The organism is Pseudoalteromonas luteoviolacea NCIMB 1942, from assembly GCF_001625595.1.
GTDB lineage: Bacteria > Pseudomonadota > Gammaproteobacteria > Enterobacterales > Alteromonadaceae > Pseudoalteromonas > Pseudoalteromonas luteoviolacea_A.
The window spans coordinates 18,426-42,223 of the sequence record NZ_AUXT01000225.1; the positions used below are offsets into that span (position 1 = coordinate 18,426).

Here is a 23,798-nt window from a genome sequence, read left to right on the forward strand (position 1 = left end):
AAAGCGCACCGCATTGGTTATAACACTTAAATTAGTGCAATAACTTAAGCGTTGTTTTCAACAACGCGCGCAACCGCTTTTTCAAAGCGTGCTAGACCTTCACGGATATCCGCTTCAGGAATCACCAATGATGGTGTAAAACGAACCACATTTGCACCGGCAACCAGTGACATAACGCCTTCTTTAACACCTTCAACTAAGAATTCTTTTGCTTTACCTGCATATTTCTCACTTACCACACCACCAAGAAGTAGACCTTTACCACGGATCTCAGTGAATACTTGGTATTTGTTATTAATTGCTGCTAATAACTCGCGGAATAGTGCTTCTTTTTCTTTTACACCTGAAAGTACTTCTGTCGTGTTCACTGTATCGAATGCAGCTTCTGCAACCGCACACGCTAACGGGTTACCACCGTATGTTGAACCGTGAGTACCAATCTTTAAATGCTGAGCAATTTCAGTTGTTGTGATCATACCGCCAATTGGGAAACCACCGCCAAGTGCTTTTGCCGTAGTTAGGATGTCTGGTGTTACATCTAGACCTTGATATGCATATAGCTCACCTGTTCGGCCTACACCTGTTTGCACTTCATCAAATATAAGTAGCGCATTGTGTTTATCACATAGTTCGCGTACACCTTTAACAAAATCAGCTTCAGGAGATACAATTCCACCTTCACCTTGAAGTGGCTCCATCATAACTGCACACGTGTTATCAGAGATAAGTGCTTCAAATGCAGCCAGATCATTGTAATCACAATGAACGATATCACCAGGTTTTGGACCAAAGCCATCAGAGTAAGCAGCTTGACCGCCTACTGTTACCGTGAAGAATGTACGGCCATGGAAGCCTTTATTGAATGCGATGATCTGAGACTTTTCAGCACCGAATTTATCAAGTGCCCAACGACGTGCTAGCTTCAATGCTGCTTCATTCGCTTCTGCACCTGAGTTAGCAAAATAAACTTTATCAGCAAACGTGGCATCAGTAAGCTTCTTAGCTAGTCTAAGTGCTGGTTCATTAGTCATGACATTGGATAAGTGCCAGATTTTTTCGCCTTGTTCTTTTAAAGCAGACACGAGTGCAGGGTGACAATGACCCAAACAATTTACAGCGATACCACCAGCAAAATCGATGTATTCACGACCCTCTTGGTCCCAAATTCGAGAACCTTCACCTTTAACAGGAATAACAGCAGAAGGTGAATAGTTAGGTACCATTACTTGATCGAATAATTCACGATTAATAGTCATTTTAAATCCTCATTTTAGCGAGTTCAGCACTGAAAATTGAGCGCTCGGCTTTAACAACAATTACCTTCAACCGTCATATAAAAGATCCGAATTTACCCAAATCGGTGCAAATTTCATACGCACATTATTCCAAAAAATTACCTTAATGTCTCATAGAAAGCATTCCTGCAGCCCTTAATATTCAAGGCTTTAGTATAATTTTTCAAGAACAGTGAATAACTATCAGCGATTGGATTGGATACGCCCCCACCATATAAGGATTTTAGTCGATCTCTGGCGGTGGGGCGAATGAATGAATAAGCGAGAAAAAATTTCCAGTTTTTTTACAAAATTGTCAGTTGCAGGCTCTGTAGCGAAGTTTTTGACAATAAATCTTGCTCTTGTTTTGTCAATTCAAGGTGAGCAAACCAATACTTTGCCTCTTCGTCTTCTATTAGATGACTGTCTTTTAACAATTGATATTGAGCGTAACCATATGCTTTTTTTATCACCTGAGTTACAGGCAATAAATCTTCTAGATTTTTATTCATGTTTGGCAAATAACTTTGCGCAACCTCCGTTACGGCTGCATTGAACGGTAGATACTTAAATGCCATTTGCTCTACCAAGCGTTGAGAAACGGTTGGTGCATGTTCTAAAAGTAGGTTTCGTAAAAATAACGGGTCCGGTCCTAATTCTAGCAAAGCAGTATGCAGATCTTTTTGGTTTTTATCTCGGGCTATTTTAATTTTGCCCTGCCATACACGGTCAAAAGTTCTTAAATAAAGGCGCGTAAGTGCAATCTTGCCAATATCAACGAGCATGCCCAGCGTGAACGCGTGTTGTTCTTTAACGTCATACAAAGAAGCGATAGCTTTGGCAGCTATGGCTGTCGCCATGCTGATATCACGCAACTTTCTTTTTAGTAATGGAAATGGTTCAGTCGAGTGCGGCATCCAGTGACGCACAGCAAAAGTAGGAATGACCATTTGTAAGTTTTCAAGCCCAAGGTAACGCAATGCCAGTGCTGGTGTATCCACCTTCACTGAAGTGCCTTTACTATTTACTTTGCGGTATTGGGGCAAGTTAACCAATGATACTAAGTCGCGACCAAGCCAAGATAGATCATTTACGAGAGGTTCCAATCGACCCACTGAAGCAGACTTTACAGCAAGAATATCCAGAATAGTTGGTACAGCATCCTGAACACCGACGACCTCAGAGTAGATAGAATCCAAATCGCTTAATTGCATTTCAATGCCTGATTCAATCACTTGGTGTAAGTGGTTGCTGGCCTTAGCAATATACTTATGATGACTCGTACTTTTTTCTTGTCGTTTGGCAGCTGCGGCTAACTCTACTTCTAGCATCGTTCTCTGCGGAACCGACTCGCCAAAGTTCATATCAAATGTTTGAATGTAACCAATTTGCTGCTGTGCAAAGTTGTGGCTAATTAGAACGTCATGTGCACGTTGTGCAATTGCCTGCGCAATATGTGACTGCCTAATGTCTTGTGTCATCAATTATAATCTTTTTTGGTATATTAGAAATTGCTCTTTAAAGGTTAGAAGCGAGCAATAAAGTTATCAAGTAGTCTTAACCCATACTCCGTTAAGACAGCCTCAGGATGGAATTGTACCCCTTCTAACGCGCGCTCAGTATGACATAAACCCATCACTTCATCTAGCTCCCCTGGCTCACTCTCAGTCCAAGCTGTAAGCATTAATTCAGGGGGGAGCGTCGTAATATCTACTGCTAAAGAATGATATCTGCACACGTTAAAGCTACTGGGCAATCCATTAAATACGCCCTTATTATTATGATGCAATTTTGAAACTTTGCCATGCATAACTTGCTTAGCCCGCACCACACGCGCCCCTAAAACTTGCGCAATTGTTTGATGCCCAAGACAAACCCCCAGTATTGGAAAGTTGCCTTGCAATTGTTCCACTACTTGCAAAGAAATACCCGCCTCGTTTGGCGTACAAGGACCTGGAGAGATGACAATATGTTCAGGGTTAAGTTGTTTGATTTGCGCGATGGAAAGTTCGTCATTGCGTTTGACCAAGACCTCTTTGTCTAATTTTTGAAAATACTGGACGAGGTTAAACGTGAAAGAATCGTAATTATCGATCATTAATAACATTCAATCTTTACCTCAAAACTATTACGACTTGCCATACTTACTACCACAGCACAAAACCAAAAACCTTCACATTCGTAACTCGCCTACCGAGTAATTCGTTGAACATGGCTGGACGCGGCATACTACCACAATTACCCCTTGAACTAACATCAGCACCAAAAAGTACACGACTTGTCAGTGCACTTAACGTTGGAAATATATTCTTACAGACAATGAGTAACATACGTACAAAATAAAGGTAAAGCCAAACACGACACTATCAATAAACATTAAGGAAAATATGAACCAATTGAACCTAGAGGTAAACCGGAAAGCACCAAAACCTTCTCTGCAACTCATCCCCGTGCCAATGACAAAACTATTCCAGTCGCTGCTGGGACGAGACTTGATACACTGTTATCCCTCCCAGGTGGCCTATTAACATGTAAAGCCCTGCTGAAAAGCTTTAGGGGTCATAGTTTCTATGCCCCCTACACAGTATCACTTTCGACAACTATTGAAATACGACGTTTTCGCTGCCGGGTAACGCTTTAAATTCGTTTAGTAGCTTGTCACAGTCCTGTAATATCTGCGACTCCAAACGTTCTTCAGCACGCCAACGTTTCGTATCCATTTTGAAAATTTCTTTCTTTGAATACTTTTTACGCGCATCATGCGTAGGCATCTCTTTGACTTCATCATACATCTCATAAACACCTGGATAAGCCGCTTCGAGAGACACTTCCTCATCAAAGCTATACTGAGAAATTAGCACCCAAACTCGCAAGCACCCCTCTGAGTATTCACACTGCTTTTGCCTCATCGCCTTTGCAATTAAGTTAATGCTATCCGCCAGTTTTCCATTGCGCTCTTGTCTCGACTTTTCTAACTTTTCAGTTTGCTCAGCCTGCAACTTTGCAATGGTTTCTTTTTGCACTTTAAGCTGCCATAACAACTTACCAGCATAAAAAGCGAGACCTGCAACTATCAACGCACCCACTATAAGCGCAATGATCCACAACGTACTCATTTATCATCCTCGTCATCACTTAACCATTCGTCTGCCAAGTCATTACTGACAAAATCAGCCAATGGATCAGCTTCAATCATGTCTTCTTCTTCAAACTCATCGTCGATACCGAGCAATTCACAGAGCTCCTGATGACGGGCAATGGCGCGGTTAAAGAATTTCGCGTCCTTACCAGTCAATAACTCGCCACGCTCATGTAATTCAAGCAACTTCATTAAACGCTCATCGTTTTCTAGTTGTTGAAGTTCTTCTTCTAATGTTAACTCCGGCTCATGCGCTTTCGTTAAGTTGGCCTGAGGTTTCAAATGGCGATTCATTTGTGGTGTCTTAGGCTGTAGGTTTTGCTCTGACGTCAAAGCAATTTTTTTCTTGCTGCCAGCACGAGGGTCAATTTTTGTCCCCGAGTTTGTTGAAAGCTCCACTTTAGCTTCCTGAGCATTACGAGTACCTGCTTTATTGCCCTTTTGCTTTTTCACGCGCTGCTCTTTCATCGCGCGCAACTCTCTCAACTTCTCTTTGCTCAATCGAGGTGAACCGTTTTCACCAAGCTTGCGTGATTTCTTCTTTCTCGTCATGTTTCTCTACCACTTACTATGCCGAATCAACGTTTAGTGAGAATGATTACATCATTGCCAATAAACTCAATGTCGGTGTTGAATTGCTCTGCTATATATTCAAATGTTTCGCGACTAAAAAATGAAATATGTGTTTGATCATTTTTATAATGCCAAGACGCAAAACGCGCTTTATCTATTACCAGCTTCGTCATCATCGCCAATGGCGATCCTGGCTTTAACAATGTCATTAATTGATTTAATATCTCGCCTGGCTGCGCCAAATGTTCAATTACTTCTGTGCACGTAATGAAATCATACTCGCGATCAAGCACTGAAGTATCATTAGCATAATATAGATCATAGATCGCCATGTTATGCCCAACCTCAGAAAACATTTTTGCGAGTAAAGGTCCTGGCCCACAGCCAAAGTCTAAACCACTCTTGACTCCATCTAAACGCGCAGTCACAGGTTCAAATACGCGCGATAAAAAGCGCCTGTAACCTTGATCATTGAGATCATTATCATGACTGTCGTAAATGGCTTTTTCTGCTTGTGGTGAAAGTCTATGCAACTTTTCCACACTTACCAACTTGCAACACTGGCACTGCCAATAGTCACGAAATTTATCTTGATGGTAATGCTCGAGTTGCTCTCCACCACAGAGGCCACACTGAAGTGTTTGAGGATTTTGCAAAGATGATGAACCAAGCGTGCTGAAAAGGAGTATTGTACCAGCAATTAAAAAGTGTACAAATAAAAAGACGGCAGAGATTACTCTCTACCGCCTGCTAATCTGAGCGTCACAATTCGGACACTTCTCCCTTCGACTTTTTAGTCTTTTATTATTTTTCTTATTTATCTTCCGTTTTGTTTTTATTTTACTTCCGTGAGTCTTTCCATATTGTTATTGTTATCAAACTTCCATTGCTTTTTTTATTTTCGGTCTTCCTAACGCTTTATTATTCATCCATTTATGTGGCATCCAAATGAACACCTAGAACCTGTCGTCTCAGCTTCCTACCGCATTGTCCCTGTTTTTGTATTGTCTTGACGACACGGATTAATCTACGCTGATTTTAAACAGTTACAACTAATCAATAACAAAATTATTACCTCAGCAACAGAGAAAAAAACAAAATACAAATAAATACATAAACTTATAAATTTAATAAAATTCATTTTGCGTTAATGCCTACATTTTTATTTAGCTATAATCTCACAAACAATTTGAGATATATCTCACAGGAAACAGATCAAAAAAAAGCAACTATCAAGCTGCCTTTTTATATATTTTGGGTTTAATTTAAGTCGGTATCAGTTACATACGACTTTAATGTAATCCACCTAAATACTTTGACAATATTTCGATGTCTTTGTCCGTTAATTTAGTAGCAATGTCTCTCATCATACCGTTTGCATCGTTCCCACGTGAGCCGTCACGAAACTTTTCGAGCTGCGCCTTGATATACTCTGGGTGTTGGAACGAGATCTTAGGAAATTTAGCCAGGGATGTACCATTACCTCGCGGGCCGTGGCACGCCATGCATGAGGGTATTCCACGTTCGGCGTCACCTGCACGATACATTTTCTGTCCCGCAGCGACCACATCTTCTGGTGTTGTACCCGCACTCATTGGCATATCAGCGAAATACGCAGATAAGTCTTTCATATCTTGATCAGAAAGTGGCATTGCCATACCACTCATCACAGGGTCCATACGACCCTCTTTACCACCTGAGGTCATCCCCAGTTTAAATTCTTTTAATTGCTTATAGATATAGTCTGCATGCTGCCCAGCTATTTTGGGGTACATAGTCACAGGGGCATTGCCACTTGGCCCATGACATGCAGCACAAGTTGCCGCTTTTGCCTTACCAGCCTCTGCGTCGCCATCGAATGCTGCAACGTTGTTAATTGACAACGTACCTAGCAGCATAGTTAAAGATAATGCTATTTTTTTCATGGTAAATTCTCTGTTTCGACCCTGTAACTCTCAACCCAAACGAAATACGCTAAATTTCGCAATACTGGGTAGAGACTAATCATATGCATATTGACTTAATTTCTTAAGTGACGCTCAATATACCCACGCTTTACGCTGCAATTTTTACATAGTACACGATAAAAAATTCTGCGATATGTTTTCTACTCAGATTAAACCTATAATTTATATGGCTTTGACATAGATTAAACTTAGTCCAGAAATTCTTTTGACGCAGCTAAAATTTGTAGACTTTCTTTGCTTTTGCAAAGCGGGCCAGATGTAATAAAATACGATAAAACCAAAGAATCAGATTTCGGAATCATACAATCCGCTTAGGAGTAAGAGTGTTAAAATCTCGTATGCCATATAACCGCGCAACCTTCGTTACCAGCGCACCTGATATTTCCCGCCTTCCCGCAGACAGTGGCATAGAGGTGGCTTTTGCTGGGCGCTCTAACGCCGGCAAATCGAGTGCTTTAAATGCACTTACAGATCAAAAACTTGCACGAACCAGTAAAACACCAGGCCGTACACAGTTGATCAATACTTTTGCATTGGATGACGATAAGAGGCTTATCGATCTACCGGGTTACGGCTTTGCGAAAGTGCCGATTGAAATGAAGAAAAAGTGGCAAAAATCTCTGGGTGAGTATTTACAAAAACGTAAAAGCTTAAAGGGGATTGTTGTTTTAATGGACATCCGCCACCCGATGAAAGATCTAGATATGGATCTGATCAATTGGGCTGTAGGGAGTAATATTCCTGTATTAGCGTTACTTACAAAAGCGGATAAATTAAAACAAGGCAAGCGTAAAGCTGAAGTTTTACAAGTGCGTAAAGCTTTATCTGAGCTTGATGGTGACATCACGGTGCACGCGTTTTCTTCGCTAAAAGGGCTTGGATTAAAAGAGCTTGCGTGGCAGTTAGATGATTGGTTTTTAGGCCCTTATGTGAAAGAAGAAGCCGAGTCTGAAGAAGGTTAATTCAAGATAAAAACCTCATCTGCAGAGTGTAGTAACATTACTTCTTCACTGTCACTGTACTCTGCCAGTTCCACCCACTGGTAAAATACATTGCGCTCTATACGTGCACATAAGCCATAATTCAGCTTTAAGTGGGGTATGTTCTGGCCTTTATACATTGCCATGTAAAGTGGAAACTGCGCACAAATGGGCCAATATCGGCCCAAATTGTCTTCACAAATAATCACTTTATCAAACCCGTATTGCATTGCATTTGGACATGCATGCCACGCAACAATCACTAAAGGTGTCGCTTCGACAGAAACAGTGCAGGTTTCATCTGGCGTTTTGAGGAGATACCGTTCGCCATCATAGCTCAAAACGCTGACAAACAAGCGCGCCAGTGGCAAGCGCTTGATTTCATCACCTTGATGAAACCAGCGCCCATTGCTATCAATGCAAAAATCACCCACACCACATTCACCTGCTTGCCAATACTCCGTTGGCGCATGATGCGAGAGGTATTCCTGTAATAATAGGGATAATTTATCAGTCATTGAATACTAAATTAAAAGTAACAGGTACACTCTGAGAAATACTACCTAGCCCTGCTATTTTTCTCAGTGACTCAATACCATCTTGCATGCCAAAGTCACGGCTATTAATCAATACCGCACGCTGCGTTGTAACCTGCAATACCTTACCCACTTTATTAACAACTAGGTCTAAATTTAGCACAACACTTTTGCCGTGCAGGTTCAGCGTCACAGGCAGCGCTTTAACGAGTTGCACACCCTCGCTTAGCTGACCTAGCCATGGTTTCAAATCTGCGGTTACAGTGGCAGTACCGTATTTTTCAACATTGAACAACATCTTCTTCATGCGCTCATTACGGATTGGAATAAGTGACTCAATGCTCGTTAAATCTAGCTCCAGAAGTAACTGGCCAGATTTTGAGATCTCACCAGAAAGTTTTTCAAAATGATGATTCTCTGCGATGCTATTTAGCTTGACTGAAGTGAAGCTTAAATCACTCAAATCATTATCTAGCTGCCAAGCTGAAACAAACTGAGACGTGAAACATAAAGTACCTAATAGTAGGGGCTTAAGCATGACGTATTCCTTTTTAAATATTTCTGTCATCTTAACAAAAAAGCGGCGCTAAAGTCAGCCTATGAGCTAGGTATAAACATGAGTTCATGAAAGCGTTATAATCAAACCGCAATGACAGAGTAATCAAAGAAACACGAGATATGTTGGGAGAGAAAAATCGGCTCGTATAAACCTTTTACGAGCCGTTATAGCAATCTGGGGAGAAGCTATCAATACACAGTATCCTCTTACGAGAGATACATCATCAACAGGATGTCCTACAGGATGAGGACGGCGCGCACTGTACCAAATAGCCATCTAGAAATAAACAGCGCAAAGCAAATAATGCGCCAATTTGATATTTTATACACAAAAAGATTGATGTTTTTACCATAGATTTACAGAGTGCGCGGTGAATTGGGCCAACAAGCTAGGCCCATGGGGAAACCTGAAAAGCTTCCGCAACTCGCTTTTCAGGTTGTGGCAATACACTTTTAGTGCGCTTGTTCCCAATTTTCGCCGTAATCAGCTTCGACAAGTAACGGCACATCAAGCTCTGCCGCTTCACTCATCAGCGTGCAAATATGCTCACTGAAGGCCTGTGCTTTATCAGCTTTCACTTCAAACACCAATTCATCGTGTACTTGCATGAGCAATTTCACATCATCCGTGCTTTGCTGTATTAGCCATTGATGCACTTTGAGCATCGCTTTTTTGATTATATCAGCAGCGGTCCCTTGCATCGGCGCATTGATCGCAGCACGCTCAGCAGCTTTACGACGAGCACCGTTACGCGCTTTAATATCAGGTAGATATAAACGACGTCCGAATAGAGTTTCTACATACCCTTGCTCAGCAGCCTTCTCTCGTGTGTTTTCCATATACTCTAAAACACCTGGAAAACGCTCAAAGTATTTATCCATATAGTGCTGGGCTTCGTTTCTAGGGATGTCTAACTGACGTGACAGACCAAATGCACTCATACCATAAATTAACCCAAAGTTGACCGCTTTTGCTTTACGGCGCATATCTGAGGTCACTTCATCCAGTGGCACAGAAAATACTTCTGATGCAGTGGCACTGTGTACGTCTTTACCTTCGGCAAAGGCACTCAGCAACCCTCTGTCTTGAGAAAGGTGTGCCATAATACGCAATTCGATTTGACTGTAATCCGCGGCTAAGATCACATGATCTGTATCTGCCACAAAAGCTTGACGAATGCGACGCCCCGCTTCATTACGAATTGGAATATTCTGTAAATTAGGATCGCTCGAGCTCAAGCGCCCAGTTGCCGTGACTGCTTGATGATAGGAAGTATGAACACGCTGTGTATCTTCGTTTACCAATTTAGGTAATTTATCCGTATAGGTTGATTTTAGCTTTGCTAAACCTCGGTGTTCAATGATCAGCTTAGGTAACGGATAATCATGCGCAAGCTCTTGCAGCACCTCTTCCGCTGTGGACGGTGCTCCTTTTGGCGTTTTTTTCAATATCGGCAATTCCAGTTTTTCAAACAAGATAGCTTGGAGTTGCTTAGTAGAACTCAGGTTAAATTCTTCTCCCGCTAAGTCAAAAGCTTCTTGCTCAAGTTCGGCCAAGCGCTTTTCAATTTCAAGGCTCTGCTCTGCGAGCATCCCGCCATCTATTTTGACACCTGTTCGCTCAACGGCTGATAACACATTGACCAATGGCAACTCAATTTCATTAAACACATTCAGCAATGAAGGCTCTTTTTCAAGTAGTGGCCATAAGTGCTGGTGAAGACGTAAGGTAATATCTGCATCTTCGGCAGCATAAGGCGCAGCCTTATCCAACTCAATTTGGTTAAAAGTAAGCTGCTTTTTACCTTTACCAGCGATTTCTTCAAAGCTAATCGCTTTATGTCCAAGGTATTTCAGTGCCAATGAATCCATATCATGGCGAGTGCCCACGCTGTTAAATACGTAGGACTCCAGCATGGTGTCAAAAGCAATACCGTTTAGCGTGATACCAGCACGTGCTAGCACGCTTTTGTCATACTTAAGGTTTTGGCCTACCTTCTTAACGGTTTCATCCTCAAGGATGGGCTTCATATATGAGAAGACTAGCGCTTTACTTAGCTGCTCGGGCACACCAACATAGTCATGAGTCAGTGGCACATATGCCGCTTCTCCCGCCTCAACAGCGAAGCTCATACCCACTAAATCAGCCTGCATATAATCAAGGCTCGTAGTTTCAGTGTCAAACGCAATGACATTTGCCGTTTTCAGTTTTTCTACCCAAGCTATTAATTGTGCTTCTGTTAGAATCGTTTCATAGTTACCTTCCACGGCAGCCGGTACACTCGTTTCTATTGCACTTTGTTTTTCAGTGCTCGAAGCCTTGCCACCTAATAGCTCAGCTAACCAACGCTTAAACTCACACTGGCCATAAAGTTCAACTAGGCGATCTTTGTCCACTGGTTGGATCTTAAAGGTTTCAAGATCTTGCTCTACTTCACAATCAAGCTTGATCGTCGCTAGCTCATATGAAAGCGTTAACTGTTCTTTATGCTCTTCAAGCTTTTTCGCCATACCCTTTGAGCCTCTAAACCCAAGCGGCGCAATTTGATCTAAGTTTTCATATAGTGATTCTATCGAGCCTAGACCTTGCAGCATTGCTAGTGCTGTTTTTTCTCCAACGCCAGGCACACCGGGGATATTGTCCACCTTGTCACCCATCAGAGCTAAGAAGTCAATGATCAGCTCTGGCACAACCCCAAATTTTTCAACTACACCAGCGGGATCCAGCACGGTGTCTGTCATAGTATTAATCAGTGTGACATGCTCATTGACCAACTGTGCCATATCTTTATCACCAGTGCTGATCAAAACATGTCGTTGTTGCTGGGCCGCAATACGTGAAAAAGTACCGATGACATCATCCGCTTCAACACCACTAATACTCACCAAAGGCAGTCCCATCGCCTTGATAATATTATGTATAGGCTCAATTTGAGTCCTTAAATCATCAGGCATTGGTGGTCTGTTCGCCTTATACTCAGAGTACATATCATTTCTGAATGTCGGCCCTTTCGCGTCAAAGACAACAACCATGTGGCTAGGATCAAATTGCTTTAACAAGCTTTTCAGCATGTTAATGACGCCATATATCGCGCCAGTCGCCTCACCTTGGGAATTAGTTAAATGCGGTGGCGCATGGTATGCACGAAACAAATAGGAAGAACCGTCCACCAAAATTAAGGGGTTTTCTGGGATCTGAGGCATAATATTTGGGATCCTAATTATAAATATTTAAAAACTCGCTAAGAATGCCACAAGGCTTAGCATAAAACGAGAGGAGCGCAATGTTACTTATCGAGGAAAAACTGTGGATAACTCTGTAGATAAACATAAGGGTACCGTGAGCCAAATATGGAAAGCCCCTAAGAATTTACAGCAACCTATTGATAAATAATAAAAAACTAAAGATAAATATTTTTTATTTTTAATTAGACATTTGTGGAAATGTCGTTCCTAATGTATTTTTCTCACAATTACAGTGGCGAGAAAACAACCTGATTTTTTCAGGCGGAGGCGTATACTAACACAAACGATCAGAGATCAAAGCAGATCCTTTATATTTTTTTTCACACTCAACATTATTACGTTGAATATAGCAGGCATAACAAGCCTCAGGAGATAAAACATGAAACAAGTTGCGATCATTTTTAGTGGTTGTGGCGTTTTTGATGGCGCTGAAATTCACGAATCTGTGCTGACGATGTTGCATTTAGAACGCCATGGCATCACGTATAAGTGTTTTGCGCCAAATATAGAGCAACATCACGTTATCAATCACCTTACTGGTGAAGAACAAAATGAAACCCGCAATGTGCTTACTGAAGCTGCAAGAATTGCTCGCGGTGATATCAAAGATTTAACGCAGTTAAACCCTGAAGACTTCTCAGCTTTAGTCATTCCTGGTGGGTTTGGCGTCGCTAAAAACCTATCCGACTTTGCTTTCAAAGGTGCTGACTCACAGGTAATGGAAGCCCTTAAAAATACTTGCCAGCAATTTAATCAGCAACAAAAACCAATCGCATATCTATGTATTGCACCGGCGCTGATAGGCCATATCCATCAACAAGGTACATTGGCAACGATTGGGACAGATCCAGATACGGCTGCTGCTATAACTGCGATTGGTGCTGAACATGTGAATTGTGAAGTGACTGACATTGTCGTGGATGAACAACAACAAGTGATTAGCACACCGGCATACATGCTCGCGGAAAATATCAGCGAAGCATCAGCTGGCATCGAAAAAGCAATTGCACGCTTGGCCAAATTTATAAACTAACTTCGATTAAAAATTACTTGGTTTTAAGCACAAAATGCCAAATCTTTGCCCTAACGCAATAAAAGTTGTTTTTTATACGCTTAAGATCAAGGTTACATTTTTGATAAATTAGTTGGTGACGTTATACTCAATTTGGAACCGTCATCCGTCGTGCTTCGTGATCGAAGACATTAAATTTGAAGTGAGCAAGGTAAATGAAGAAACTGTCAGCAGCACTCTTAATGCTATCCACGGCCGCCGTCGCACAGCCGTATGCTAATTCTCTAACCGAAGAAGCCATTAAAAAGCGTTTGGAACCAATTGGTTCTGTGTATTTAGCTGGCGCGGAAGATACAGCAGCTGTCGCACCTACGGGACCACGTTCTGGTGAGCAAGTATATCAAGCTTCTTGTTTTGCATGTCATGATACCGGGGCGCTGGGTGCACCAAAAACAGCTGATGATTGGGCTGCACGACTGACAAAAGGTTCTGATGTATTACTTGATCACGCAATCAATGGCTTTAATGCGATGCCACCAAAAGGCACCTGCATGGACTGTAGTGATGAAGAAATTGCTGCCGCAATTGAGTTTATGATCAAATAAGTTTTGTATAGATAAGCGAGACAGGTGCTCGCTTATTTCTTTTAGATCAGGCAAAATATTGGACTCGAAACTTTATTAATATTTTACACTTGACCCTTAATGTCAAAAATGAAAATATAAAGTTTAATAAATAAACAATAATAGCCTTTGGTTTAATCATTGGAAGATCAAAACAACGTTGCAATTCGCAAGTTGACTCGAAAGAATCGCCGCTTAGAGTCCTTGTTGAAAAAATACAAACAAAACTATCACTTGCAACATGCGCTGATCCAGCTCTCTGAACAGGCGAGTACTGTTGCCGAGCTAACCCTCCTATACCCAGCAATTCACAGCATTTTAGAACAACATTTACCCAGTAAAAGCTTTTATGTGGTACTGCAAAATCAATTTACACAAACTCTAGAGCTTTCTTATTTTGTCGATGAGAAAGATGGTATATCAGTTCCTTTGCACGAATCTCACCATTTTGATCAAGGGGTTACTGGCTACGTTTTTGAAAATAAAAAAGTGTTGTATTTAACAAAAAAACAAATGCAACAAATGATTAATGAAGAAAAATTTAAAGCGCTGGGAAGTCCCGCTGAGCACTGGGTCGGCGTACCAATCTTCAGAGATGATAACATCATTGGCGTCATGGTGTCACAAAGCTATCAAGCAGAGCAAGCATACAGCGAACATCAAATAGAGCTACTTGAGGTGATGTCGCTCTATTTGGCAACAGCAATTGAACGCGTGAAAAAACGTGAATTACTCGAGTCAGAAGTAAAGATCCGTACGCGCGCGCTAATGCAAAGTAATGATGCATTAAATAAAGAGATTGAGCAGCGCAAACGCGCGCTCGAGAGGCAGCAAATCCTCTTCAAAATCTCCGAGTTGGCAACGCAATTTAGTGACATTGATGACGTGTATAAGCAAGTACACAAAATTATTCGCTCGATCACTTTTTCCAACAACCTTTATATTGCACTCCATGACAAAAGCTCAAACTGGCTAAGTTTTCCTTATTGTGTTGATGAAGTGACAGAATACCGGCCAAGGCCTTTTGCTAAGGGATATAGTGAGCTTGTTATTACTACTGAGCGCAGTCAGCTCATAGATACAAAAAGAGCAGGCGTGTTAATAGAAGGTGGCGTCGTTAAACGACCGCCAGACTATGATTATTTAGAAACGGCCACCAGCTGGCTTGGTGCCCCATTAAAAACTGCTCAAGGTGTGATTGGTTTAATTGCTTGCCAAGCATACAATCATGAGTATGAATATAACCATGAAGACGTGGAATTAATTTCATTTGTCTCGAATCAAATCGCATCTGTATTACAGACTCACCTCGCAAACCAAGCGTTAAAAGCCAGTAACCAAGAATTAGAGCATCGTGTTGCCGAAAAAACCAAAGCGCTGAGACAAACCAATTTGCATTTACAAATGCAGATTGAAGAGCGGAAAAAAATTGAGCAACAGCTTTATCACGATGCACACCATGATCCTTTAACCAGCTTGCCGAACCGCAGTTTGTTTCTGACTCAGCTCGAAAAAACACTGCAAAAGTACCAACGCTATCCAGAGCATAACTTTGCCGTATTATTTATCGATTTAGATAAGTTTAAAGTCATCAATGACGAATTAGGGCACCAAGCTGGAGACCAATTTTTAATTTGGGTGAGCAAAGCATTTTCTGAGTGTATTCGCGAACATGATTTACTTGCGCGTTTGGCAGGTGATGAATTTGTGATCTTGTTAGATCATTTAACAGATAAACAGCAAGCTGAAGATGTCGCTAAGCGACTTATTAGAGTCATGCAACAACCTTTTTGTATGAAAGGCGTGTGCATGCAAAGCGGTGCCAGTATTGGTATCACCTACAGCAATAAAAATTATAAAAACACCGATGAAATTATTCGCGATGCAGATGCCGCAATGTATTACGCCAAAAATGCAGGCCGTGGACGCTATGAGTTTTACCACCCATTACTCACAGCATCAACAAGCAGTGCAAGTAAACAGGCCGAACGTCATCATTTAACCGCTTTGCCAACACATTTTAGAAGTACAGAAATTGTCAATTTTAGTAATCACTGTCAACAAATAGTCACTCTTGAAGCTTTTGGTGAACACCCAGTATTAGGCAGCACCAGCTTTGATATTTTGAAGAAGTTTGCTGCCGCACAGGACGAGCACTTAGACATTGAGCTTGATCTATTAAGCAAAGCACAAGAAATTGCCGCAAATTATCAGCAAGATGTACTTTTCGCCTGTTCGACTATCATACTCGAGTCCTCCGCATTTAATATGCTCAAACAACGCCTTAGCCAACGCAATTCGAAGCTATGTTTGGTCTTTGACGAAAATGAGGTGCGCTACGCATCCAGCGTTCAAATTGAAAACCTAAAAGAGCTGGCGCAGCTAGGCGTGAATATAGGTCTAAATGACTTTGCAAAAGATCGTTGTGATTTGGCTTTTTTAAGTAGTATCGACTTCAAATACGTGTTGTTAAGCTCGGTATTCAGTAAACGTGTTTTGCAGCAAAATAGTTACGACATTCAGCTACAAGGCATCTTGGCTATCACTCAATTAAAGTCCATTCAAGTGATCGCCAAAGGTCCCGCTATTCTGAACTTCAGAAGCTTGCTTGAGAAACATGGGCTACAGCTGTTTTTTGGTAAGCAGCAAAACTTGAAAGGCACACTAAAAAGTGACAGCAAGGCTGACACTACTCAAGAAACATTAACGTTTTAGCATTGCGCGAAGGTTGGCTACTCTTGCCTGACCTTTTTCCATTCGTTCAGATTGTGAAACAACAGCTTTTTTACCTTCAAATTCTAGGTCGTCTTGGGGAAGTTCTTGCACAAAGCGACTTAGCTCTGGTGTAATTTGCTCACCAAATTGACGGCGACTTTTCGCATAGGTCAAAGTCAGCGTCTGTTGAGCGCGAGTGATCCCTACATAAGCAAGGCGTCGCTCCTCTTCTACATTGTCTTCATCAATACTAGTTTGGTGAGGCAATAACCCCTCTTCCATGCCCACCATAAACACATGAGGGTACTCCAAGCCTTTTGAAGCATGTAGTGTCATTAGCTGCACTGCATCGCTTTCATCTTCTTCTTCGTTGCGCTCCATCATGTCCCTGAGTGTTAATTTGGTGACTACCTCTGCCAAAGTCATCGGTGGATTATCCGCATCACCAGTCAACATATCGCTGATCCAGCGATATAGTTCTGAGACATTCTTCATCCTCATTTCCGCAGCTTTGGCACTGGTAGATGACTCGTAAAGATAGGTCTCGTAATTGATCTCCCTAATCATATCCTTCACCGCTTCTAATGTGTCACCGCGTGTCGTTCTATCACTCAGTTCTACCACCCAACGGCCAAAACCGGCCAGTGCATTAAACCCTTTGCCAGTTAATCGCTGTGTTAAATCAGGGTCAAAACAAGCTTCAAATAAACTAATATGCTTGTCATTCGCGAGACTGCCCAACTTTTCAAGTGTTACCGGACCAATTTCTCGTCTCGGTGTATTCACAATACGAATAAACGCATTATCATCATCTTGGTTAACCAACAACCTCAAATAAGCCATGATGTCCTTAATTTCGCTTCGAGCAAAAAACGACATGCCACCGCTAATTTTATAGGGAATACGGTTCGCCATCAGCGCTTTTTCAAACACGCGCGCTTGGTGATTACCGCGATATAGGATCGCATAATCTTTATAGCTAGTGCGTTTCATAAACTTATGAGAGATGATCTCCGCAACCACGCGTTCCGACTCATGTTCTTCGTCTCGGGTTACAATGACTCTCAGCGGGTCACCATAACCCAGTTCACTGAATAACTTCTTATCAAATTCATGAGGGTTATTCGCAATCAATATATTGGCCGATTTTAGAATTCGACCCGCACTTCGGTAATTCTGCTCTAGTTTGATTAACCTAAGACCCGGAAAGTCCTTACTCAACAGCACAAGGTTTTGAGGTTTTGCACCACGCCAAGAATAGATAGACTGATCATCGTCACCTACGACTGTAAAGCGTGCTCGCTCTCCCACTAATAACTTCACGAGCTGATATTGGCTGGTATTGGTATCTTGATACTCATCCACCAGTAAATATCTAAACTGATTCTGCCAACGCTCTCGTACATCTGCTGAGCTACCCAACAATAGAGTTGGGATCATTATTAAGTCGTCAAAGTCCAATGCATTGTATGCTCTGAGCTGGGTTTGATAACGCGCGTATAGCTGCGCAAAAAGTGCTTTTTGAGGCTCTCTAGCTTCTCTGATCGCACGCTCTGGCAAGATCAGTTCATTTTTCCAATTGCCGATCTGCATTTTTAACAGGTTGAGTAAATCTTTGTCTCGTTCTAGCTCTTTTTCTGTCAGTTCAGCCAACAACTGACCAGTGTCTTGATCATCAAACAGCGAAAATCCAGGTTTGTAGCCTAATGTTTTCACCTCTTTTTTTATGATGTTTAAACCCAGCGTGTGGAATGTTGAGATCCATAACCCCTTCGCATCTTGTTTACTAAGGGTCTGTGAAACACGTTCGCGCATTTCTTTTGCTGCTTTGTTGGTGAAGGTCACGGCCGCGATATTACGTGCCTTGTATTCACAGTGCTGGACAAGATAAGCTATCTTGTTTGTGATTACACGCGTTTTACCTGAGCCTGCGCCTGCCAATACGAGGCAAGGGCCGCTAATATATTTAACCGCTTCATCTTGCTTGGGATTAAGTTTCATAAAAAGGTGTGCACTCTGACTAACTGAGCCACTTAGTTTATCGTATAAAGTCCGTAATACCAATTGCGACGAAGGGGCCTTTTATTATCGTTGTAACATTGCAAAATTGCGACCTATAGTTCTATGAAAAGGCGTTTAATGGTTAAAGACTTTGCGGTAAGATACAAACTATCAACTAGCTACGAGGCCCACTCATGATAAACCCTGCAAAAATAGAAGAGATTGCGAAACAAATCTCAAGCAATATGCCACAAGGCGTGCGCAATTTAGCAGAAACGTTCGAAACAAGAACCAAGCAAGCTATTCAAGCAAAGCTGACGGAAATGGATTTTGTAAGTCGTGAAGAGTTTGATATCCAAAGTAAAGTATTGATCAGAACACGCGAAAAAATGACGGAGCTTGAAGCAAAAGTCGCTGAGTTGGAAGCAAAGTTAGCAAAGCAAAGCGATTCTGGCGAGTAACGTTTCCTGACGAGACTAATCTCATTACAACGAGCAAGCTAAATCCTAGTCGCTCAGCTTGCTCACTATTTTATGGCTCTTGCCCAATACGTTGTTCACTACGCGTTAGTAAAGACAGCATAGCTTGTTCATACTTTGAAGATAACCCGTCTTCAGAACCAACAGCTTGAATCAATTCATGTAGTAAGCCATCCGCCAATCCATACACCCATCCATGTACTTGCAGCGTTTGCCCTCTGTCCCAAGCATCTTGGACGATTGCAGTTCTACAAACATTACGAACTTGTTCAATTACATTTAACTCACACAATACATCATTGCGCTGTGATTCCATGACTTCACGTAGAACCGCTTGGTGTTTTTCTTTAATATCAACCACATGCCTCAGCCAGTTGTCGATTAAACCAAACTTTGCACCATCCAGCGCAGCCTTAACGCCGCCACACCCGTAATGGCCCACAACCATAATATGCTTGACCTTGAGTACCTCAACCGCATATTGCATCACTGACAAACAGTTGTGATCGGTGTGAACTACCACATTAGCAACATTTCGATGCACAAATAGCTCACCGGGAAGCAAGTCTACGATCTCATTGGCTGGCACTCGGGAGTCAGAGCAACCAATCCATAAATAATCTGGATTTTGTTGCATAGATAAGGTTTTAAAAAACTCAGGATCACGAGCTTGCGTGCGTTGTGCCCATTGTCGATTATTATTGAGCAGGTGTTCTAAGTGACTTTTTTCCTGTTGGCACATTTCTCTCTCCCATAATGTGTTAGCGCTTTACTGCCTGGATCAATAAGTTCCTTGGTGTTAGAGATTTTTCACAGAACTGCTTAAGAGTCACATCATAACCAGCAGCCTGCAAATATAAAACCCTGTCTAACACTAACCACATTTCAATTGCACGTCTAAATGCATGGCGCACAAGCTCAATGCGTTCTGTGATTTGTTGTCTTTTCCCCGCTGAATCTAAGTATGCCGCATAGTCAATGCGCTCCGCTAAGGTAATCCCTTTTTGCTGTGCGGCCCATTGGCAAAACTCTTCAAACTCTCCAGAAAATATCGCCTTGTTGACTGAAGGAACACTAATATATTCATTACTGTGGGTAATATCGCGACGCAAAGCATCAAATGCTAAACGCCATAGTACTTCTTTCTTACGCACCTTTGCGACACGTGAAGGTGCCGTTACTGTTTCTTGTAGCGCTAATTTCATATCGTTATGAGTGAGAGTTATTAAGCTTTGTTTCGCTACATCACTCATCGGCTCATACTGTGCAGGCGTGAACAAATGATAGCAACAAGGGGACAAACTAATTTTTTCACACCCAGCTTTTGACGCTTCATTCATGAAATTTTGATGCAACTTGCCACATGCATGCAGAGCAACAGCATGTTGCTGTGGCTTAAAATAATGGGCAACGGGATCTTGTAATACATCCGCGCAGTGAAAGGTCATTGCCAAATCTTGTTGCTGGGCACTCTTAACCCCCTGCGTACATAGATGCGCTTGTAACTCTACGCTATCGACATGAGGTACTCCTGTAAATGCCATAATACGCCCTAAATGCCCCTTACCAGCACACCACTCCAATACCGGTAAGTGGCGTTCGTCTAGTGCGCCAACAAAATCTTGCAGCTGGTTTACCTTTCGACCTTTAATACCATTACTTAACCAAAAAGGTAATACTGGCCTTTGAGACTTTAATTCATCCACTTCGACCAATTTCGCTATTTCACTCAGCTGTGGAATGTAGTTTGCGAGTGTTCGCTGAAGTGCACTTTGATCCATATCTAACGCACTTAAATTTAAGTCGCTCAACTGGGATAAGTAATGGTCTAATTCTGGCCACGGTGTACTGAGATGATCAAAGGCTAACAGCTGCCAATATTGGCGAGTTTCATAAAGTAATTGGTCTAAGGCCTTAAAGTGAGAAACAAAATTAGAAGTCATAAGTCAGAAGCGTTACTACAGTTAGACACACATTGTAATCCATTCATTTGGTCTTGGAAAACTTCACTCTTGCCTTTACCACTATTGCCTCTACTCTAGTTGATCATAAAGCGCTTTTTCTTGAACAAGACAAGGTGAATATACATTGGAATACACAGCAGGCTGAGTGCAACAGCCAAAGAAAGCATCCAAGACCAGCTCAACTCTCCCTCACTATCATCAGAGTATAGGAAGACGTTTTTATGCTCATGAAAGCCCATCACATCTAGGTGATATAGCTGAGCAATCCACTGCCACCGCGCCACAGACATATTACCTAGAGGAATACCTGGCGCCTTAATAAAGGGCAACAGTTTGTCAGCTTCATTGGCCAACTCTTCAAAGCTTTTTTCTGTTGCGTAGTATTTGGTTACTTGTAGCGCTTCATCTAGGTTAGCCAACGCATAGCGCCACCCCCTTAAACTGGCACTGCGAAACTTTGCCACCATCTCTGGGCGATATTTATAGACATCCTCTGACGTAAATAAAATGTCCGCATAAACATTGATGCCATAATGCTTTGGACAGATCAGCCTTGTTGCCACCCCTTGTTGAGACATTTTGTAAGGTTCGTTAGAAACATACACCTGCAAAGCATCAAATTTACCTGCCTTAAAATCAGCCAAGGGTTCAAGCCCCGAGTAAATAGGCAGCTTTTCAATATCAATGCCCGCGCGCTCTAGCATCAGTACCAATTCGGCCCCCTCGCTACGTCCAAGGTGGCTAATTCGTTTGTTTTGGAAGTCTTTTGGCAGATAAATGTCACTGTCAGCATGCACCATCCAACAATAGGGAGAAGATTGAAATATGGCCGCCAAGGCCACTAAAGGCTTACCCAGTAGGCGCTGTTCTAAAAGACCTGAATGAGTAACACCAAATTGTGCTTGCCCTGAGAGCACTTTAAACTGCTCATCAGGATTATACTTTTGTGCTGGTACAATATTAACATCTAACCCAGCTTCTTGATAAAAGCCTTTATGTTTTGCAAGGTAATACCCCACGAATTGAAACTGGTGTACCCACTTTAATTGTAAGGTAACAGGTTCAAGCGCATGGACATTCGCACTTAGAAAAATGAAAACAACAAATGGAAGGAAACGGTGTTTCATAGGCAGTCCCTTGAATATATAACCACACTATAGAAGTCGAAACACCGATTGAAAAGCAGGCTTATCCTACTTTACGAGTATATTCCTCATTAGACTGTAAATACTGAGAGAAACAGGGATTGCTTGTCTCATCTTGGTAATAATACCCTAACCGCTCGAGGTGCTCCTCAAATTTAGGGGATTCTTGTGGTCCAAGCTCAAACCCCGCCAAAACCTGACCTTTTGCCGCCCCATGATTGCGATAATGGAACAAAGTAATATTCCACTCGCAGCCTAAGGTTTCAAGGAACCTCAATAAGGCACCAGGATACTCTGGAAATTCAAAGCGCAACAAGCGCTCTTCAATCGCAACTGGTGGCTTACCTCCAACCATATAGCGTATATGAAGCTTGGCGAGTTCATTATCGGATAAATCGGTAAACATATAGCCATTTTCAGAAAGGTTGTTCTGTAATTCGCGCAATTCTTCTTCTCCATCGCGCAACCCGACTCCAACAAATATTTGTGCTTCTCTACCACCCGCATAGCGATAATTAAATTCCGTAATGGAGCGGCCACCTAAAGTTTGGCAAAACTGTTTAAAACTGCCTTTTTGCTCATCAATCGTCACCCCAAATAGCGCTTCACTTTTTGCCCCCAGTGCAGTTCGCTCAGCAATATAGCGCAACCTATCAAAGTTTAGGTTTGCACCAGACAAAATCGCTGCCAATGACAAACCTTGAACAGTATTAGTATCACACCATCGCTTCAGGCCTGCCAAGGCAACCGCACCAGATGGTTCGGCTATTGCGCGTGTCTCTACAAAGATGTCTTGCACTGCTGCGCAGATCTCATCGGTAGAGACCACCACAACCTCATCACAGTATGTTTGCGCTAAGCGAAAGGTCTCTTCACCTATTTTTTTTACTGCAATACCATCTGCAAAGCTACCAACCTGCTCCAACTCTACTGGTCTCCCTTTTTCCATCGCAGCATGTAAGCAGGCGCTTTCTGTCGCTTCTACCCCTATGATTCGGATATCTGGACGCAGTGATTTGATGTAAACTGCCATTCCAGCCAATAAGCCGCCGCCGCCAACAGGAATGAATACGGCATCAAGCTTATCGAGCTGCTGCATCATTTCCCGTGCCACAGTCCCCTGCCCCACAATTACATCTTTGTCATCAAAAGGCGGAACAAATACCCCATTTTCACGCTCACACAATTCTTTTGCATGACTATTTGCGGCATCAAAGTGATGGCCATGTAAAACAACATGCCCACCCAAATTACGCACTGCATTCACTTTAATTTCTGGCGTAGTCACCGGCATCACGATCGTGGCTTTGTGGCCAAGATGCGCGGCACTCAGCGCAACACCTTGTGCATGGTTACCTGCTGAGGCAGTCACAACATGAGAGTGCTCTGGCAATTTGCTCAGTTTGTTGAATGCGCCACGCAGTTTAAACGAGTAAACCGGTTGCTGATCTTCTCGCTTAAGCCAAATCTGATTTGCTAATTTTTTAGACAGTCCAGTTAAACTACTTACTTCCGTATGTCTTACCAAAGGTGCCATATTCGCTTGGATTATGGCTCTAAAATAGTCTAGCTCCTGTGCCACCATA

The 23,798-nt window shown here is 42.2% G+C and carries 20 protein-coding genes; 5 read left to right on the forward strand and 15 right to left on the reverse strand.

The annotated features are described in order from the left end of the window. Positions 1–44: 44 nt before the first annotated feature. The 7 genes from N482_RS23785 to N482_RS23815 form a co-directional block, all read right to left on the reverse strand. Entirely contained in the window at positions 45–1,256 is a 1,212-nt protein-coding gene (locus N482_RS23785; protein ID WP_063379407.1) for an aspartate aminotransferase family protein, read from the reverse strand. Positions 1,257–1,579: 323 nt separating this feature from the next. Beyond that, the gene (locus tag N482_RS23790; RefSeq protein WP_063379408.1) at positions 1,580–2,755 is read right to left on the reverse strand and encodes an HDOD domain-containing protein; all 1,176 of its coding nucleotides are present in this window, start codon (positions 2,753–2,755) and stop codon (positions 1,580–1,582) included. 44 nt (positions 2,756–2,799) lie between these two features. Continuing rightward, positions 2,800–3,381 carry an anthranilate synthase component II gene (locus N482_RS23795; RefSeq protein ID WP_063379409.1) on the reverse strand — a complete coding sequence of 194 codons (582 nt, stop codon included), beginning with the start codon at positions 3,379–3,381 and terminating at the stop codon, positions 2,800–2,802. Positions 3,382–3,874: 493 nt separating this feature from the next. Continuing rightward, complete coding sequence (locus tag N482_RS23800; protein ID WP_063379410.1) at positions 3,875–4,390, reverse strand: DUF2489 domain-containing protein; 516 nt, start codon at positions 4,388–4,390, stop codon at positions 3,875–3,877. Next, positions 4,387–4,965, reverse strand: a complete 579-nt coding sequence (gene yihI, locus N482_RS23805) for a Der GTPase-activating protein YihI (protein ID WP_063379411.1) — start codon at positions 4,963–4,965, stop codon at positions 4,387–4,389. Before yihI ends, N482_RS23800 begins: the two co-directional genes overlap by 4 nt. A 26-nt stretch (positions 4,966–4,991) precedes the next feature. Next, positions 4,992–5,642: a class I SAM-dependent methyltransferase gene (locus N482_RS23810; RefSeq protein ID WP_063379412.1), complete on the reverse strand. Its 651-nt coding sequence runs from the start codon at positions 5,640–5,642 to the stop codon at positions 4,992–4,994. Between the two features lie 636 nt (positions 5,643–6,278). Next, the gene (locus N482_RS23815) at positions 6,279–6,911 is read right to left on the reverse strand and encodes a c-type cytochrome (RefSeq protein WP_063379413.1); all 633 of its coding nucleotides are present in this window, start codon (positions 6,909–6,911) and stop codon (positions 6,279–6,281) included. Positions 6,912–7,276: 365 nt separating this feature from the next. Between N482_RS23815 and yihA the strand changes: the two genes are divergently transcribed. Next, positions 7,277–7,915, forward strand: a complete 639-nt coding sequence (gene yihA / locus N482_RS23820; protein ID WP_063379414.1) for a ribosome biogenesis GTP-binding protein YihA/YsxC — start codon at positions 7,277–7,279, stop codon at positions 7,913–7,915. Here the strand turns inward: yihA and N482_RS23825 are convergent. From N482_RS23825 to polA, 3 genes are all read right to left on the reverse strand, one after another. Then, complete coding sequence (locus N482_RS23825) at positions 7,912–8,451, reverse strand: DUF1285 domain-containing protein (protein ID WP_063379415.1); 540 nt, start codon at positions 8,449–8,451, stop codon at positions 7,912–7,914. The two genes, yihA and N482_RS23825, sit on opposite strands and share 4 nt — an antisense overlap. Continuing rightward, positions 8,444–9,007, reverse strand: coding sequence for a YceI family protein (locus N482_RS23830; protein ID WP_063379416.1), 564 nt, complete (start codon positions 9,005–9,007; stop codon positions 8,444–8,446). The genes N482_RS23825 and N482_RS23830 overlap by 8 nt, the downstream gene beginning before the upstream one ends. A 473-nt stretch (positions 9,008–9,480) precedes the next feature. Then, on the reverse strand, positions 9,481–12,231 hold the full coding sequence (gene polA / locus N482_RS23835; protein WP_063379417.1) for a DNA polymerase I: 2,751 nt from the start codon (positions 12,229–12,231) through the stop codon (positions 9,481–9,483). Positions 12,232–12,652: 421 nt separating this feature from the next. On the opposite strand from polA, the gene elbB reads away from it, so the two are divergent. From elbB to N482_RS23850, 3 genes are all read left to right on the forward strand, one after another. Beyond that, positions 12,653–13,306 (forward strand): isoprenoid biosynthesis glyoxalase ElbB, encoded by a 654-nt coding sequence (gene elbB / locus N482_RS23840; protein ID WP_063379418.1) that lies wholly within the window; start codon positions 12,653–12,655, stop codon positions 13,304–13,306. Positions 13,307–13,500: 194 nt separating this feature from the next. After that, positions 13,501–13,890 carry a c-type cytochrome gene (locus tag N482_RS23845; RefSeq protein ID WP_063379419.1) on the forward strand — a complete coding sequence of 130 codons (390 nt, stop codon included), beginning with the start codon at positions 13,501–13,503 and terminating at the stop codon, positions 13,888–13,890. A gap of 159 nt (positions 13,891–14,049) precedes the next feature. After that, entirely contained in the window at positions 14,050–16,623 is a 2,574-nt protein-coding gene (locus tag N482_RS23850) for a diguanylate cyclase domain-containing protein (protein WP_063379420.1), read from the forward strand. Here the strand turns inward: N482_RS23850 and rep are convergent. Continuing rightward, the gene (gene rep, locus N482_RS23855; protein ID WP_063379421.1) at positions 16,612–18,624 is read right to left on the reverse strand and encodes a DNA helicase Rep; all 2,013 of its coding nucleotides are present in this window, start codon (positions 18,622–18,624) and stop codon (positions 16,612–16,614) included. The genes N482_RS23850 and rep overlap by 12 nt on opposite strands. Positions 18,625–18,818: 194 nt before the next feature. Here rep and ubiK point away from each other — a divergent pair, with 194 nt between their 5' ends. Further along, on the forward strand, positions 18,819–19,085 hold the full coding sequence (ubiK, locus tag N482_RS23860) for a ubiquinone biosynthesis accessory factor UbiK (protein ID WP_063379422.1): 267 nt from the start codon (positions 18,819–18,821) through the stop codon (positions 19,083–19,085). A gap of 70 nt (positions 19,086–19,155) precedes the next feature. On the opposite strand, the gene can is transcribed toward ubiK, so the two are convergent. The 4 genes from can to ilvA form a co-directional block, all read right to left on the reverse strand. Further along, on the reverse strand, positions 19,156–19,845 hold the full coding sequence (gene can, locus N482_RS23865) for a carbonate dehydratase (RefSeq protein WP_063379423.1): 690 nt from the start codon (positions 19,843–19,845) through the stop codon (positions 19,156–19,158). A gap of 19 nt (positions 19,846–19,864) precedes the next feature. After that, positions 19,865–21,046: a methyltransferase gene (locus tag N482_RS23870; RefSeq protein WP_063379424.1), complete on the reverse strand. Its 1,182-nt coding sequence runs from the start codon at positions 21,044–21,046 to the stop codon at positions 19,865–19,867. A 95-nt stretch (positions 21,047–21,141) separates the two neighbouring features. Continuing rightward, positions 21,142–22,194 carry an ABC transporter substrate-binding protein gene (locus N482_RS23875; RefSeq protein ID WP_063379425.1) on the reverse strand — a complete coding sequence of 351 codons (1,053 nt, stop codon included), beginning with the start codon at positions 22,192–22,194 and terminating at the stop codon, positions 21,142–21,144. 61 nt (positions 22,195–22,255) lie between these two features. Further along, positions 22,256–23,797 (reverse strand): threonine ammonia-lyase, biosynthetic, encoded by a 1,542-nt coding sequence (gene ilvA, locus N482_RS23880; RefSeq protein ID WP_063379426.1) that lies wholly within the window; start codon positions 23,795–23,797, stop codon positions 22,256–22,258. Position 23,798 lies beyond the last annotated feature (1 nt).